General features: G+C 68.5%; 14 protein-coding genes, 1 tRNA gene and 1 pseudogene. 9 read left to right on the plus strand and 7 right to left on the minus strand.

Features of this window, described 5'->3' with window-relative positions; all coding sequences use genetic code 11:
- Positions 1 to 96 precede the first annotated feature (96 nt).
- The 5 genes and pseudogenes from N792_RS12065 to N792_RS12085 form a co-directional block, all read right to left on the minus strand.
- The gene (locus N792_RS12065; protein ID WP_036195619.1) at positions 97 to 3,312 is read right to left on the minus strand and encodes an error-prone DNA polymerase; all 3,216 of its coding nucleotides are present in this window, start codon (positions 3,310 to 3,312) and stop codon (positions 97 to 99) included.
- Positions 3,313 to 3,426: 114 nt separating this feature from the next.
- The gene (locus N792_RS12070; protein WP_036195621.1) at positions 3,427 to 4,848 is read right to left on the minus strand and encodes a Y-family DNA polymerase; all 1,422 of its coding nucleotides are present in this window, start codon (positions 4,846 to 4,848) and stop codon (positions 3,427 to 3,429) included.
- A 135-nt stretch (positions 4,849 to 4,983) separates the two neighbouring features.
- Positions 4,984 to 5,580: pseudogene (gene imuA, locus N792_RS12075) on the minus strand (translesion DNA synthesis-associated protein ImuA); the annotation flags it as partial.
- On the minus strand, positions 5,580 to 6,209 hold the full coding sequence (gene lexA, locus N792_RS12080; RefSeq protein ID WP_036195623.1) for a transcriptional repressor LexA: 630 nt from the start codon (positions 6,207 to 6,209) through the stop codon (positions 5,580 to 5,582). The pseudogene imuA and the gene lexA, both read right to left, overlap by 1 nt.
- Positions 6,210 to 6,564: 355 nt before the next feature.
- Positions 6,565 to 6,641 (minus strand) — tRNA-Met (locus tag N792_RS12085).
- Positions 6,642 to 6,788: 147 nt separating this feature from the next.
- Here N792_RS12085 and N792_RS12090 point away from each other — a divergent pair.
- From N792_RS12090 to bfr, 3 genes are all read left to right on the plus strand, one after another.
- Positions 6,789 to 7,397, plus strand: coding sequence for an RNA pyrophosphohydrolase (locus tag N792_RS12090; protein ID WP_084105799.1), 609 nt, complete (start codon positions 6,789 to 6,791; stop codon positions 7,395 to 7,397).
- Positions 7,398 to 7,464: 67 nt separating this feature from the next.
- Positions 7,465 to 7,668 carry a bacterioferritin-associated ferredoxin gene (locus tag N792_RS13875; RefSeq protein WP_084105801.1) on the plus strand — a complete coding sequence of 68 codons (204 nt, stop codon included), beginning with the start codon at positions 7,465 to 7,467 and terminating at the stop codon, positions 7,666 to 7,668.
- Positions 7,669 to 7,806: 138 nt separating this feature from the next.
- Complete coding sequence (bfr, locus tag N792_RS12100) at positions 7,807 to 8,277, plus strand: bacterioferritin (protein WP_036195776.1); 471 nt, start codon at positions 7,807 to 7,809, stop codon at positions 8,275 to 8,277.
- Positions 8,278 to 8,374: 97 nt separating this feature from the next.
- On the opposite strand, the gene N792_RS12105 is transcribed toward bfr, so the two are convergent.
- The gene (locus tag N792_RS12105; protein ID WP_036195627.1) at positions 8,375 to 8,956 is read right to left on the minus strand and encodes a DUF4126 domain-containing protein; all 582 of its coding nucleotides are present in this window, start codon (positions 8,954 to 8,956) and stop codon (positions 8,375 to 8,377) included.
- Between the two features lie 71 nt (positions 8,957 to 9,027).
- Here N792_RS12105 and N792_RS12110 point away from each other — a divergent pair, with 71 nt between their 5' ends.
- From N792_RS12110 to ampE, 6 genes are all read left to right on the plus strand, one after another.
- Positions 9,028 to 9,765, plus strand: a complete 738-nt coding sequence (locus N792_RS12110; protein ID WP_036195629.1) for a DUF6776 family protein — start codon at positions 9,028 to 9,030, stop codon at positions 9,763 to 9,765.
- The gene (locus tag N792_RS12115; protein ID WP_036195632.1) at positions 9,765 to 10,196 is read left to right on the plus strand and encodes a bactofilin family protein; all 432 of its coding nucleotides are present in this window, start codon (positions 9,765 to 9,767) and stop codon (positions 10,194 to 10,196) included. Before N792_RS12110 ends, N792_RS12115 begins: the two co-directional genes overlap by 1 nt.
- 65 nt (positions 10,197 to 10,261) lie before the next feature.
- Positions 10,262 to 11,095, plus strand: a complete 834-nt coding sequence (locus N792_RS12120; RefSeq protein WP_224743871.1) for a DUF6776 family protein — start codon at positions 10,262 to 10,264, stop codon at positions 11,093 to 11,095.
- Between the two features lie 54 nt (positions 11,096 to 11,149).
- Positions 11,150 to 11,539: an iron-sulfur cluster insertion protein ErpA gene (gene erpA / locus N792_RS12125; RefSeq protein WP_036195634.1), complete on the plus strand. Its 390-nt coding sequence runs from the start codon at positions 11,150 to 11,152 to the stop codon at positions 11,537 to 11,539.
- A gap of 83 nt (positions 11,540 to 11,622) precedes the next feature.
- Positions 11,623 to 12,534, plus strand: a complete 912-nt coding sequence (gene nudC / locus N792_RS12130) for an NAD(+) diphosphatase (RefSeq protein WP_052104095.1) — start codon at positions 11,623 to 11,625, stop codon at positions 12,532 to 12,534.
- Between the two features lie 123 nt (positions 12,535 to 12,657).
- Positions 12,658 to 13,629: a regulatory signaling modulator protein AmpE gene (ampE, locus tag N792_RS12135; RefSeq protein WP_036195636.1), complete on the plus strand. Its 972-nt coding sequence runs from the start codon at positions 12,658 to 12,660 to the stop codon at positions 13,627 to 13,629.
- Positions 13,630 to 13,639: 10 nt separating this feature from the next.
- Here the strand turns inward: ampE and N792_RS12140 are convergent, their stop codons facing one another.
- The gene (locus tag N792_RS12140; RefSeq protein WP_036195640.1) at positions 13,640 to 15,556 is read right to left on the minus strand and encodes an MFS transporter; all 1,917 of its coding nucleotides are present in this window, start codon (positions 15,554 to 15,556) and stop codon (positions 13,640 to 13,642) included.
- Between the last annotated feature and the right edge of the window lie 231 nt (positions 15,557 to 15,787).

Below are 15,787 nucleotides of genomic sequence, written 5' to 3' on the forward strand. Positions count from 1 at the left end.
GCTTGCTTGTGACCCGTGCGTTTTCGGATCGAGGGGAGGTTTTGACCCCCGGCTTTTCAGCTGATTTTGGACTTCACGGCGAGGGCCAGTTGAAGATCAATGGAAATCCCGCGAGCGGGTGTCGAGCGCGCCGAGCAGCGGGGTGAGGTTCTCCAGTCGCCTGGCGACCAGGTGCCGCACGCCGTCCTTGCATTCCAGCCGGCCCTCGACGGCGAGCAGTTGCGAGTCCAGCAATTCTCGCCGCTGGCGGTCGGCGAGGTCGCGCCACACCACCACGTTGGTCATGCCGTGTTCGTCTTCCAGGGTCAGGAAGACCACGCCGCTGGCGGTCTGCGGCCGTTGGCGCAGGGTGACCAGGCCGGCGACGCGGACGTTGCGGCCGTGCGCGAGGGTCGCGATCTCGCCCGAGCTGCGCCAGCGCCGTGCATTGAGCGTCTTGCGCAGCATCGCCAGCGGATGCCGGCCCAGGGTGGTGCCGGTCAGCGCGTAGTCGGCACGCAGGTCCTCGGCGGGGGTGGGCAACGGCAGCACGATGCGTTCGGGTTCGGCCTGCGTCGACGGATCCGCGAACAACGGCAGTTGTGGTTCGACCCCGGCGATCGCCCAGCGAGCGCGATGGCGGTGGCCGGCGAGGCCGCGCAAGGCGCCGGCGTCGGCCAGCAGGGATTGCTCGCGGCGGTCGAGGCGGGCGCGGGCGCACAGGTCGGGAATGTCCGCAAACGGCCGTTGCGCGCGGGCACGGCGGATGCGTTCGGCCGCCTCCGGCGGGAGGCCGCGGATCATCCGCAGGCCGAGGCGGATGGCGGGTTGCGGGGGAATGGCGGGTGACCGGCTTTCGTCATCCCCGCGAAGGCGGGGATCCATGGACGTTTGCCCCGTATCGGGAGTCTGCCGCCGCACGTCGATGGCTTCCTGCCTTCGTGGGAGCGACGGTGGAGGCGGGGACGGCGAGGCCGTCTCCAGTCCGCAGTCCCCATCGCTGTAGCGCACGTCCACCGGCAGCGTGCGGATGCCGTGCCGGCGTGCGTCCTGCAGCAACTGGTCGGGCGAATAGAAACCCATCGGCCAGGAGTTGATCAGCGCGCAGGCGAACGCGGCCGGTTCGTGGCATTTCAGCCACGAGCTGGTGTAGGCGATCAGGGCGAAGCTGGCGGCGTGCGATTCGGGAAAGCCGTAATCGCCGAAGCCCTTGATCTGCTCGAACATGCGTTCGGCGTAGTCGATGCTGTAGCCATTGCGGAGCATGCCGGTGGTCAGCCGCTCGCGGTGCGGCTCCAGTCCCCCGCGGCGCTTCCAGGCCGCCATCGAGCGCCGCAGTTCATCGGCTTCACCGCCCGAATAGCCGGCGGCGACCATCGCGATCTGCATCACCTGCTCCTGGAACAGTGGCACGCCCAGCGTGCGCTTGAGGACTTCCTTGAGCGCCGCGGAGGGGTATTCGACCGCCTCCTCGCCAGTGCGTCGCCGCAGGTACGGGTTGACCATGTCGCCCTGGATCGGACCCGGGCGGACGATCGCGATCTGGATCACCAGATCATAGAAAGTGCTGGGCTTCAGTCGTGGCAGCATCGCCATCTGCGCGCGCGATTCGATCTGGAACACGCCGATGGTGTCGGCCCGGCTGATCATGTCGTAGGTCTTTTTGTCCTCGATCGGGATGTCGGCCACGGTCAGGTCGCGCCGGCCGCTGGAACGCAGCAGGTCCAGGGTCTTGCGCACTGCGGTCAGCATGCCCAGTGCCAGGCAGTCGACCTTCATCAGGCCGATCGCATCCAGGTCGTCCTTGTCCCACTGGATCACCGTGCGGTCGTCCATCGCCGCATTCTCCACCGGTACCAGGGTGTGCAGCGGGTGCTCGGAGATGACGAAGCCGCCGGGATGCTGCGACAGGTGGCGCGGGAAGCCGATCAGCTCGGTGGTCAGCGCGATCACCTGGCGCAGCACCGGCGAGTCGGGATCGAAACCGCGCTCGCGCAGGTGCTCGGCGATGGGTGCCTCGCCGCTCCAGCGGTCCATCGTGCCGGCGAGCTCCCCGACCATGTCCTGCGGCAGGCCGAGTGCGCGGCCGACATCGCGCACCGCGCCACGGCCGCGGTATTGCGTGGCCACGGCGGTCAAGGCGGCGCGCTCGCGGCCGTAGCGGTTGAACACGTACTGCAGCACCTCCTCGCGGCGCTCGTGCTCGAAATCGATGTCGATATCCGGCGGCTCGTCGCGCTCCTTCGAGATGAAGCGCTCGAACAGCATGCCCATCAGCACCGGGTCGATCTCGGTCACGCCCAGCACGTAGCAGATCACCGAGTTGGCGGCCGAGCCGCGGCCCTGGCAGAGGATGTGCTGCGAACGCGCGAAACGGACGATGTCGTGCACGGTCAGGAAGTACGACTCGTAGCGTTTGAAGGTGATCAGTTCCAGTTCGTGCTCGATCAGCCGGCGGGCCTCGGCGGTGATGCCGTCCGGCCAGCGCCAGCGGGCGCCCTGCTCGACCAGATGCCGCAGCCAGCTGGTGGCGTCGTGCCCGGCCGGGACCAGCTCGTGCGGGTACTCGTAGCGCAGGTCGCGCAGGCTGAAGTGGCAGCGTGCGGCGATGCGGACGCTCTCGGCGAGCAGGTCGTCGGGATAGATCGCCGCCAGCGCGCGACGGCTGCGCAGGTGGCGCTCGCCATTGGGAAACAATAGGTGGCCGGCCTCGGCGACGGTGGTGCGGTGGCGGATCGCGGTGAGGGTGTCCTGCAGCGCGCGGCGGCCGCGCGCGTGCATGTGGACATCGCCCGCGGCGACCAGCGGCAGGCCAAGGCGGCGGCCTGCGGCGCGCAGCTCGGCCAGGCGGGCCTCGTCGTCGGGGCCGCGGTGCAGCTCGACCGCGAGCCAGCTGCGGTCGGGGAACGTGGCGCGGAGCCAGTGGGCGTGTCCCTCGTCGATGTTCGCGTCCGGCACCCACAGGGCGAGCAGGCCGGCGGTGGCCGCGAAGTCCTCGCGCAGCAGCCGGTACTCGCCCTTGGGCGCGCGCCGGCGGGCGCGGGTCAGCAACTGGCACAGCGCGGTGTAACCCTGTTGGTCCTCGACCAGCAGTACCAGTCTGGGGCCGTCCTCGATCCGCACCTCGCTGCCGACGATCAGCTTGAGGTCGAGTCTTTCCGAGGCCTCCAGCGCGCGCACGATTCCGGCCAGCGAGCCTTCGTCGGTGATCGCCAGCGCGGTGTAGCCCAGTTGCTTCGCGCGTTCGAACAGCTCCGCCGCGACCGAGGCGCCGCGCTGGAAACTGAAGGCCGACAGGCAGTGCAGCTCGGCATAGGCGGGGAGGGTGGTCATGTGCGTGCTCTCACCCGTCGTTTCCGCGGGGGCGGGAGTCCAGCGTCATTGGCGCTGCCGGCAGCAGAGGCACTGGATCTCCGCCTTCGCACGGGTGACCGAGGGGGTATCGGTTCATCCGAACCAGCCATGCAGCATGAAGCCGCCGCGTTCGTCGACCGGGTCACCCGCCGGCCGGAATGCCCAGGCCCGCTGGCCGAGGCTGGTCTGGACCAGGTAGTAGTCGCGGCGCACGTCGCCGTCCCACCAGCCGGTCTCGATGCGCTCGGGGCCGGCGAGGACGCGCAGATGGTGGTCGCGCAACGGCACGGGCCGCGGCAGCAGCCAGCCCGGTCGCGGTACGTCGGGTGCCGTCTGGACCACACGGCCCGGTTCGACCTGCCACGCGCGTTCGGGGCGATGGTCGGCGCGCACCGCCAGGCCGTGCACCGCGTCGTCGCCGAGGCGCGCACGCAGGCGTTCGCGCAACTGCTCCCAGGGCACCGCCTGCTGCGGACGCGCGTCGAACAGATCGCGCCCGGCCGGCACGAACGGCGGCAGCTCGCGGGCGACCAGTTGCACGCCGCGCACCGGTGCCGGTACCCGCGCCTGCTCCAGCCGGCTGCGGGCGAGCTCGAACAGCATCGCGGGTTGCCGCTCCGGTGCCAGCAGACCGACCACCACCTCGGTGTCGGCGCAGCGTTCGTGCTCCAGCACCAGACTGAAACGTTGCACCCCGCCGTCGCGGCCGGCGAGGTAGGCGGCCAGGTCGCCCGTCAGCCGCCGCAGCGGGAACAGCAGCGCCTGGCTGGATTCGACGTCGTAATTGAGCTCGATCCGCGACGTGAACGCATCCGGCGGCTGGTAATAGCGCAGCGGTGTCGGCAGTGCGCCGGTCAGCCGGTCCAGGTGGGCCAGCGCGTCCTTGCCGACCCGTTTGCCCAGTGCCGCACGCGGCAGCGCCAACACCTGACCGAGTCTGCGCAGGCCCATCCGGCGCAAGCTGGTGGACACGTCCGTCGCCAGCCCGCTGCGCTCGACGGGCAACTGCCCCAGCGCGTTGTGCAGCGGCGTGTCATGGGTTATCGCCAGGCCGTCATGCACGTTCGCCAATGCGCGGGCGGCATACGGATTGGGCGCGAGGGTGATGCGGTGGCGGAAGCCCAGCTCGCCCAGCTCGGCGCGCAGTTGCGCCTCGAACCGGGGCCACGGACCGAACAGCTTGAAGCTGGCCTCGACCTCCAGCAGCAGCGCCGAGGGCATCGTGCGGTTGACCAGCGAACTGTAGCGGTACGCCCAGGCGGCGAGGAAATCGTGCCAGCGCTCGTCCTCGGCGGGATCGTGCGCGACCGCGTCGAACCGGCTGCACAGGGCCTGGGCGGCCCCGAGCGATTGTCCGGCACGCAGGCCGGCGGCTTTCGCTGCGTTATTGACCGCGCGCAGCACACGCCGCTGCGCCGGCCCGGTCACCAGCGCCAGCGGCGAGGCGGGATCAGGATGGCGCCGCAGGACGCCGTCGAGCGCCAGTTGCGGCAACAGGATGCAGGCCCAGAGCATCGTCGGGCCTCACTGCGTCCGGATCGGCAGGAGGTGGGGGCGGAACAGGGGGCTTCCGGCTGTGGCGGGGTCGCGCAGGGGCTGGCCGATGGTCATTGGCGACCGCGTCGATCCACGCCCGGCTGGCGGAAACGCAATCGGCCGGGTCGGTGGATTGCCGCCGCGGCACTTGAGCACGCGTAGCTGCGACGGCTCGGCTTCGACCGCGATCCGCAGCGCCGCCGGCGACGGGTTCGCCGCCGCCTTCATCGGCCGCATCGCAAAACCCAGGCATTGGCCGGCCTCCGCGGCGACCTGCAACCGGCGCAGGGCGCGATCGTCGGCCTGCTGCGGCCAGCACAGCACGGCGGAGCAGGCCGCCGAGCGCAGGCATTGCTCGGTCGCCCACAACGCATTGCGTGCATCGGCACGGATCACCTGCAAGCGACTCAACTGCACCCCCGTCTGCGCCCACGCGACCGCGAACGGCAGGTAGGGCGGAGCGATCAGCACCACCATGCCGTCAGCGCGCGACAGCCGCGCCAGGGTCGGCCACAGCAGGCGCAACTCGCCCACGCCATCGGCGGCCAGCAGCAGCTCGGTCAGCGCGTTGTCGGGCCAGCCGCCACCGGGCAGGGCGTCGTCCAGTGCGGCAAAGCCGGTGGGTTGTTTTGACGGCGCACGCGGTGCCGGCTGGCCGCGCCAGACCTGGCGCGATTCCAGCAACGCATCCAAGGCCAACACATTGCCCATCAGCCGGGCCGGACCAGTCCGGCAAACAGGCCTTCAATCGCGAAATCGACCACGGTCCGGTCGATCTCGATGGCCGCATACGCCGGATTGCGCGGCAGCAGGCGCAGGTGGCGGGGGCCGCTGTCGAGACGCTTGACCGTCAACTCGCCCTCGATGCGCGCGACCACGGTCTGGCCGTTGCGCGCCTGCGGCGTGCGATGCACACCGATCAGGTCGCCCGGCAGGATCGCATCGAGCAGCATCGATTCGCCCTCGACCTCCAGCAGGTAATCCGGGCGCAGGCGGAACAGCGACGGATCCAGGGTGAGCTCCCGCCGCACCTCCGGATCCGAGCCGATCGGCGAGCCCGCCGCGACCCGGCCCAGCAGCGGCACCTGCAGGAGCCCGTCAGGCATGGCTGACGCAGCCGCTTCGGAGTCGGAGAAGGTCAGCCGGATGCCGCGCGCACGCCCGGTCGACAGCTCGATCAACCCGGCCTGGGCCAAGGCTTCCAGGTGGTAGCGCGCCGAGCGGTTCTGGCGGAATCCGAACGCCCCCGCGATCTCCATCTGCGAGGGCGGATAGCCGTGTCGGGCGATGTGTTCGCGCAGGAACGCGAGCAGGCGGCGCTGGGTATCGGTCAGGTTCATGGTGCTAATTGTAGTAACAAACCGGTGCGAGCAGGGGCCGGCACAAACCGAAAGACGTCCGTCTGCCCAAAGCGCATGGACGCAACGGTTACTGCTAGCCAAACCGGTTGCTACGACGAGAAGTGGAGTGCCAGCTCCGGTCGGATCTGGTCATTTCCATGGCCTTTGTCCGGCTTTCCCCGTCAGAGTTGGGCATGGAATCGGGCGCAGAGGGCGCAAGAGCGATTTCATCACCGATCGAGATGCGGCGAAGTGGAGGCTGGCGAGGAAAGCCGGAGATCCAGCGCGCACAAAAAACCCCGCAGTTACGCGGGGTTGGCTGTGTTTCCGGTCTCGCTCCGGAGTGATCGCCGCATGGTGGCTATGGGTGGACTCGAACCACCGACCCCAGCATTATGAGTGCTGTGCTCTAACCGGCTGAGCTACATAGCCGACGATCTGCCGCCACGGAACCGCGGCGAGCCGCAAATTTTGCTTGGGCCGGCCGGCGTTGTCAAACGTCCCGCCGGATCGGCCGTCGGCTTGTCGTGGCCGGAAGCGCGTGGCAGAGTCGGAGGCAGTCAATTCGGAGTCCGCATCGTGATCGATCCGGACGGTTATCGACCCAATGTAGGCATCGTGCTGATGCATTCCGATGGTCGCCTGTTCTGGGCGCGGCGGGTGCATCGCGACGGCTGGCAGTTCCCGCAGGGCGGGATGAACACCGACGAGACGCCGGTGGAGGCGATGTACCGCGAGCTGCGCGAGGAAACCGGGCTGCGTCCCGAGCACGTCGAAGTGCTGGGCGCGACGCCGGGCTGGCTGCGCTATCGGCTGCCGCAGCGCTCCATCCGCCGCAATGACCGGCTGGTCTGCATCGGCCAGAAGCAGGTCTGGTTCCTGTTGCGCCTGACCGGTCAGGAGACCGATCTGCAGTTGGACGTGACCGACAAGCCCGAGTTCGACCATTGGCGCTGGGTCGATTTCTGGTACCCGCTGGAGCATGTGGTGTTGTTCAAGCGCGATGTCTACGCGAGTGCCCTGCAGCATCTGGCGCCGTTTGCCCAGCACGTGGCCGGCGACCAGGCGGTGCCGCTGCCGGGGCCGACCTTGACGGGCTGGAACCGGCAACGCCCACGCACCATGGGCACAGGACGGCCATTCCGGGCGCCGTTGCGGGGCGGCGGCAAAGGCGACAATTCTAATTGACAATCATTCTCATTCGTAGTTGAATGGCGCCTGCAGCCGATCCGGCTGCTTGTCCGGTCCAGTCAACGTGTACGTCTGCATCTGCAACGGGGTAACCGACCATGACATCCGCCAGGCGGCGGAAGCCGGTTGCAAGTCCATGGCCGAACTGACCATGCGCACCGGCGCCGGCTCCTGTTGCGGCAGTTGCGTGGACATGGCGACCGCCTTGCTGGAAGAGGCCTGCGTCACCCGCAGTCTGCCGTTACCGGTCTTGCGCCAGGCCGCCTGATCAGCTCGAGGTCTTCCGGCGGTGGGTGCGCCCCTGCAAACGCCAATGGTTCGCGCTTGCGGTCGCATCTGATACGCGTTTAGCCGACGTGGCCGGAACCGTCTAGAGTGGGTCATCCCCAGCTGATGGAGCATGACCATGAAGGGCGACGCGAAGGTCATCGAATTTCTCAACAAGGCGCTCTACAACGAGCTGACCGCGATCAACCAGTACTTCCTGCACGCCAAGATGCTGAAGAACTGGGGCCTGAAGGAGCTCGCCGAGCACGAGTACGAGGAATCGATCGACGAGATGAAACACGCCGACAAGCTGTCGGAGCGGATCCTGTTCCTCGACGGCCTGCCGAACTTCCAGGCGCTGGGCAAGCTGCGCATCGGTGAGAACCCGCGTGAGGTGCTCAACTGCGATCTCGCCCTGGAGCTGGACGGGTTGCCGCTGCTGCGCGAGGCGATCGCGCATTGCGAGAGCGTCAGCGACTACGTCAGCCGCGAGTTGTTCGTCGACATCCTGGAGTCCGAGGAAGAGCACATCGACTGGATCGAGACGCAGCTCAGCCTGATGGATCGCCTGGGCGACCAGAACTACCTGCTGACCCGCACCGGGAGCTGATCGGATTTCCCGTTCCACCAGATGATCCGCGCCTGCGGCCGGGTCGTCAGGCCGGCGCCTGCGTTGTCATCGCGATGCGGTTCAAGCCTTGGTGTGGTCAGGGATGGGTGGGTTTGGGCCGGCGGCGGAACAGCTTGCGCCACAACCACCACAGGCCCGCCGCCATGGTCGCGCTGATCAGTACCGCGATCGCCAACGCGACCCACGGATAGCTGAAGACCAGTGCCAGCCCGCCAACGGTGGCGACGTCTTCGGTGAGGCTCGCGGTCCAGTTGGTGACGGGCTCCGGCGAGGTGTTGAGCAAGGCACGGGAGCCGGATTTCAACAGGTGGCTGGTCAATGCCACGCCGGCACCGGTCGCCAGTGCACCGGCCCCGAGACTGCCGTCGGGCGACAGGGTGGCAGCGGCGAGAAACGCGCCGGCGGGCACCCGGGCCAGCGTTTGCAACAGATCCCAGAGGGAGTCGACGCCGGGGATCTTGTCGGCGAAGAATTCGGTGGCGGCCAGCACGCCCGACACGCCCATGACCCAGGGCGAGGCGGTGACCTCCAGCGCCTGCGGCAGGTCCAGCCAGCCGAAAAAGCCGGCCAGGCCGATGCCGAATACGGTCATGTAGACCCGGATGCCCGCCAGCCACGCGAGAACCACGCCAATTGCGAACAGGTGCGCATCCGTCATCGGGCAACCTCGGTAGACTCGGGGGCGCTTACGAGTATAGGGAGCTTCGGCGGCGGCATCGCCATTGCACCATGGGGAAAACAGACCATCCGCGTTATGTGATCGTGCCGCATCGGCCCGGCCGGCGTCCGCTGTTGCTGGCGGTGCTGGTGCTGGCATGGCTGCTGACGCTCGCGGCTGCCTGGCTGGCCGCCAGTTGGTACGCCGCGCCGCAGTTGCCGGGCCTGAGCTCGTCGCTGGAATCCGCCCGCAGCGAGCTGAAGCAGGCCCGCAGCCAGTTGCAGGCGTTGAGCCAGCGGCAGGCCATCCTGGAGCGCTCGGATCAGATCAGCCGGGCGGCCAACCTCGAGGTCCAGCAGACGCTGGCCGAGCGCGATGAGGAGATCGGCGATCTGCGCGCCAATCTGGCGTTCTATGAGCGCCTGGCCGGGGCGACGGGACAGCCGAAGGGCCTGAACGTGCATTCGGCGGAATTCAGCGCCGAGGAAGGCGGCACCTGGCGTTATCAGATCGTGCTGACCCAGACCCTCCAGCGCGGGGCGATCAGCGCCGGCAAGCTGCGCTTCGCGGTTGAAGGCGTGCGCAACGGCAAGCTCGCCAGCATCCCCTGGGAGGACCTGCACCAGCGTGCGGGTGCGCCGTCGCAGGCGTATTCGTTCCGCTATTTCCAACAGCTCAAGGGCAGCGTGATGTTGCCGCCAGGCTTTACGCCACAGCGGGTGCGGGTGTCGTTGCGGGGCGAGGGTTCCTCCCCCTCCGTCGACCAGGCGCTGGCGTGGACCCAACCTTCGCAAACAGGAGACACCTGATGTTGTCCAAGAAAAAGACCAGCCTGCCGGCGAGCCAGATCGATACGCTGATCGGGCCGCAAGTGGTGATCCGCGGTGATTTCCACTTCAGCGGCGGGCTGTATGTCGAAGGCCGGGTGATCGGCAAACTGATCGCCGAGGAAGGCCAGAAGGCGATGCTCACCCTGGCCGACAACGGCAGTATCGAAGGGGAGGTGCGCGCGCCGGTGATGGTCATCAATGGCCGGGTCGATGGCGACATCCATTCCAGCGAGCGGATCGAGCTGGGTGCAAAGGCGAGGGTGGAAGGCAACGTCTACTACAAGGTGGTCCAGATGACGGCCGGCTCGGTTCTCACCGGTCGCCTGCTGCACGTGGAAGCCGCCGAAGCACGCATCGCCGAGCTGTCCGAAGCTGAAGGGATCGCCGGGTTCGCCGTCGCCGCCGGCTGACCGGGGTATTGGTGGCGTTGTAGGCTGGTCGCCGCGCACCACGTCGCGCGCTTACCGCAGCCGTCATGATCCCCACCGAACCTGCATCGGCCTCCGAAAAATCCGGCGACGACAGCCAGCCTGCTTCCAGTCCGCCAGGCGGCAAGCCGCCCGGTGCCGCCAAAAAGCCCGCGGTCCATCCACCGCTAGCCGGCTGGTTTGCCCGTGGGCCGGCTGTGCTGCTGGGAGTCTTCGTGCTCGCGCTGGTGTTCGGCGGCTGGGGGCTGTGGCGGACCGTGTCACCGGCCTCGACCGATGTGCGGGCCCGGCTGGCTGCCAGCGAAGACGCGCACGGGCAGTTGCAGGCCCGTTTCGATGATCTGAAACAGCAGGTAGCGACCCTCGGCCGCTCCGACCAGATCAGCCGCGACGCCAACCGCGACCTGCAGGGAACCCTGTCCGAGCGCGACGAGGAAATCGCCGGCCTGCGCGCGGATGTCGCGTTCTACGAGCGCCTGGTCGGTGCGACCTCGCAGCGCCGCGGCCTGACCGTGCATGCGCTGAAGATGGAACCGCAGAATGACAGCGCGTGGCAGTTCCAGGCGACCCTGACCCAGAACCTCAACCGCGGTGCGGTAAGCAGCGGCCAGCTGAGCCTGTCGATCGAAGGCTCCAGCAACGGCAAGCTGCAGACGCTGGACTGGGACGGTCTGCGGCAGCACGACAAGGCCGAGCGGGTGCCGTTCTCGTTCAAGTATTTCCAGCAGGTGAAGGGCGATGTGTTCCTGCCGGAAGGTTTCAGCCCGGTGCGGGTGACAGTGAGCCTGCAGCCGCGCTCGGGCGCTGCGATCACCCAATCCTTCTCCTGGGCCGAGGTGACCGCGGCGAATCCGCCCGCCGCAACGACGGCGATGGAATGAATCGTCGCCCGCCAAGCGCTTGAATGCCCGGCGCGAACCCCCCATCCTGAGCAGATGGAAAGCCAGATCATCCCGTTGCCCGGCCTCGACAGTGCGCCGGATTACCAATCGCTCGACAGCCCCCTGCAGTTCACCTCCGCCGCTGCCGCCAAGGCCGCCGAGCTGGTGGTGGAAGAGGGCAATCCGGCGCTCAAGTTGCGGGTCTATATCCAGGGTGGAGGCTGTTCCGGCTTCCAGTACGGCTTCGAGTTCGACGAGGAACAGGCCGAGGACGACCTTGCGGTGAAGACCGACGGCGTCACCCTGCTGGTCGATCCGCTGAGCCTGCAGTACCTGATGGGCGCGGTGGTCGATTACACCGAAAGCCTGCACGGCGCGCAGTTCGTGATCCGCAATCCGAACGCGAAGACCACCTGCGGCTGCGGTTCGTCGTTCGCTGCGTGACAGCGGACGGTGCGCCCTTCGCGTTCGTCGAAGCCGGCGCGTTCACCGACGTCGATGCGCGTTTTTCCGGTGATTGGTCGGCGCTGATTCCCGCCCGAGACGATCCGTCCTGCCACGGCGCGCTCGATCGCGCCGACCTGTTGCGCGCTGATCCGCAGGCGCTGTCGGCGCTGTGGGCGCAATCGCGGGTGCTGCTGCTTGACGAGGCCGGTTTCGCGCTTGCCGATGAGGCCGGCGCGGTGTTCGCGCCGTTGGGCGAGCAGATCAGCCAGGGGCCGGGCGGCACCGGCGCGGCGATCTTCCTGGGGCTGGATGGCGAGCGGCGCGGCTGGTTCGCGCTGGACGCCCGCCTGACCGCGGTCGAGGCGCCCGGCCGGGTCGACCTGCGCACCGCCGCCGCGCACTGGTCGGCCTTCCACGCCAGCGTGTACGCGCAGGCGCGTGCGCTGCAGCACTGGCGCAGCCGCTACCGGTACTGCAACGTGTGCGCGGGCGAGATCGGGTTCGAGCGCGGTGGCTGGCTCGGCCGTTGTGGCCAGTGCGGCCAGGAGCACTATCCGCGCACCGATCCGGCGGTGATCGTGGCGGTGACCGATGGCGAGCGCCTGCTGCTGGGGCGCCAGCCGGGCTGGGCGCCACGGCGGTATTCAGTGCTGGCAGGTTTTGTCGAGCCGGGTGAAACGCTGGAGCAGACCGTCGCGCGCGAAGTGCTGGAGGAGTCGCGCGTGCGCGTGCGCGCGTGCCGCTACCTGGCCTCGCAGCCGTGGCCGTTCCCGGGTCAGTTGATGCTCGGCTTCATCGCGCTGGCCCATCCCGACCCGCCGCAGGTGGACGACGAGCTCGAAGACGCGCGCTGGTTCACTGCCGATGAGGTGCGCGCGGCCAGCGCCGCGGACAGTGACGACGGCGTGGGCCTGCGGCTGTCGCCGACGATCTCGATCTCTCGCTGGCTGACCGATTGCTGGCTGGCGGCGATGGCGTCCAGGTCCCGCTGAGGCCGGGCGCCATCGGTGGAATCCCCGCCTCGTCGAGGGGCGTTGCAGGACACTTCCAGCCGTTAGAATCGGGTCATCTGCGTGTTCGACCGCGCGCATCGCGATCCCGGGAGGGAAACCAGCATGTCCATCACCCTGATCGCCACCATCGTGGCGCTCGTGCTCGGCCACTTGGCGCCGTCGCTCGCCGTCGCGGTGCGCCAGTTCGGCTGGTACGCGGACCTGGTCGGCTGGCTCAACGACCGCTTTGGCGAAGGCAGTTTCTGGCGCGGGCGCTGGGGCATCGTGCTGGCATTGCTGCCGCCGGTGCTGGTGGTCGGCTTCTTCCAACTGGCCCTGGACGGGCGCTTGCTGGGCATCGCCCAACTGGTATTCGGCATCGCGGTATTGTTTTTCGTGTGGGGCCCGCGCGACCTCGACCGCGATGTCGATGCGATCCTCGACGCCCCCGATGCGGCCAGCCGGCGCGAGCGGATGGTGCGTTTGACGGACAGCGCGGACGGATCGGGCGGACGCTCCGACCTGGTCGAAGCCGTGTTCCGCAATGCCCTGCGGCGCTGGTTCGGCGTGCTGTTCTGGTTCCTGGTGCTCGGCCCGGTGGGCGCGGTGTTGTATCGCCTGAGCGCGCTGGCCGCGGTGGGCGACATCGCCTCCCGGGTGCCGGCCACCACCCGGCAGGGCGCGCGCACCTGGCTGGCGGTGCTGGAATGGCCGGTCGCCCAGCTGATGACCCTCGCGCTCGCGCTGGTGGGCAATTTCGACGCCGTGCTGGGCGCGTGGCGTTCGGCCGGCGGGGCATCGTTCGGGGTGGACAACCGCTTCCTCGGTGCCGCGGCGCGCGCCAGCGTTCGCCGCGAGATGGCCGATGACGGGAGGACCGATGAGGGCATGGCCGATGAGGGAAGCGACTACGCCGTCGGCGATGGCGGCATCGACGATGACAGCTTCAGCGGAAGCGGGTCGGGTACGGCGTCAGCCGGACTGGGACTGGCCGACCTGCCCGAACTGCGCGACGCGATGAGCCTGGTCTGGCGCAGCCTGCTGGCGTGGCTGGCGGTGCTGGCGCTGTTCGTGATCGCCGGCTTTGTGAGCTGAGCCGAGCCGATCAGGCCGCGTCGCCACGCAGCGCACGCACCCTGGCTTCCAGCATCGCGGCGTCCACCTGCATGCCATCCAATGGCGCATCGGCAACGACCCCGACCTGAGCACGGAAGCGGCGCGGCACACGCATCCGGGCCAGCCGGCCATCGCGTCGGCTCCACATGCTGGTCCACATCCCGCGCAATGCCATCGGGATCACCGGTACCGGTCGCCGTTCCAGGATCTTCTCGACGCCGGACTTGAACGCCGAGATCTCCCCGTCCCGGGTCAGCGCGCCCTCCGGGAAGATGCACACGATCTCGCCTTCGGCCAGTGCGGCATCGATCTCGTCGAACGCGCGCTGCATCAGCGCCGGGTCCTCGCGCGCACCGGCGATCGGGATCGCCTTGGCGGTGCGGAAGATCCAGCGCATCACCGGCACGTTGAAGATCCGGTAATACATGACGAACCGCACCGGCCGCGGGATGCAGGCGGCCAGGATCAGCGCGTCCATGTAGCTGACGTGGTTGCACACCACCAGCGCCGCGCCCTCGTCGGGAATGTGGTGGATGCCGCCCGGGCGCAGCCGGTACAGCGTGCGCACCAGCACCCAGCTGAGGAAGCGCATCAGGAACTCCGGCACGATCGTGAAGATCCAGATCGCCACCGCAGCGTTTGCGATCGCCAGCGCCAGGAACACCTGCGGGATGTCCAGCTCCGGCATCGGCACGCGCACCCCGCCCAGCTCGAACGAGGGCAATTGCAATGCCAGCCCGAGCACCGCCGCCAGCACGATGAAGCCGGAGTTCTGGATGTTGAGCCCGGCGAACACGCGCGACATTTCGGATTTGGGCGTGCGGCTCTGGATCAGCGCGAACAGCGGCACCACGAAGAAGCCGGTGAACAGGCCGATGCCGAGCAGGTCGACCACCGTGCGCCACCCGCCGGGCTGCTGCAGGAAGCCGGCAACGTCCAGGCCCGTCAGCGTCGCCGCGCCGGTGCGGGTCAGCGCCAGGTCGAGCATGAAGGCGGTCATGCCGAACGCACCCAGCGGCACCAGGCCGATCTCGACCGTCCGTGCCGACAGCTTTTCGCACAGCATCGAGCCGACCCCGGTGCCGACCGAGAACAACGCCAGCGCGAAGATGTACAGCGTCGCCGAGCCGCCCAGGTTGACCTCGGCGTAGGTCGGCAACTGCGAGGTCAGCACGGTGCCGACGAACCAGAACCACGACACCCCGAGCACCGCGTTGCGCACCGCCAGCTGCTTCTTAGCCAGCCGCAGGACCGCGAACGATTCGGGGATCGGGTTCCAGCGGACCGTCAGCTCCGGCGCACCGGCACCGGCCTTCGGAATGGCGCGGCTCACCAGGTGCCCGGTGACCGCCAGCGTGACCACCAGCAACCCCGCCACCCACGGCCCGCTGTCGCCGGCGGTGCTGAACACCATGCCGCCGATGATCATCCCGGCGAGGATCGAGATCGACGTGCCCATCTCGACCAGCCCGTTGCCGCCGGTCAGCTCGCGCGGGTGCAGCACCGCCGGCAGGATCGAATACTTCACCGGCCCGAACAACGTCGACTGCAACCCGGTGCAGAACAGCGCCGCCAGCAGCACGATCAGGTTCTGGGTCACGAAGCCGACCGCCGCCAGCGACATGATCGCGATCTCCATCGCCGTGGTGATCCGGATCAGGGTCGACTTTTCCACCTTCTCCGCGATCTGCCCGGCCAGCGCCGAGAACAGGAAGTACGGCAGGATGAACAGCGCCGGCGCGAGGTTGGTGTACAGCGTCTTGTCGGCGCTGCTGACCCCCAGCCAGAACAGCATCCCGATGATCGCCTGGCGGTAGACGTTGTCGTTGAACGCCCCCAGCGACTGGGTCAGGAAGAACGGCAGAAAGCGGCGTTGCCCAAGCAACGCGTACTGGTTGTGCGACATGCGAGACCCCGGAAGCCCGGCGCGAGCCTAGCAGACGCGAGTGTGGCGGCAACGGCCAACCAGACGCTTCACGGGAGCGCCTTTGCAGGAGCGACGTCAGCCGCGAACACGCATCCCATCAACCGCGGCGTCGGCGGCCAGCCACACCTGCAGGAGCGACGTCAGCCGCGAACGCGCGGCGTTGGCGAGGGCGACGGGCTCGCCATCGTTCGTGCACGCGGGAAGGCAGAT

This window comes from Lysobacter concretionis Ko07 = DSM 16239, from assembly GCF_000768345.1.
Classification (GTDB): Bacteria; Pseudomonadota; Gammaproteobacteria; order Xanthomonadales; family Xanthomonadaceae; genus Novilysobacter; species Novilysobacter concretionis.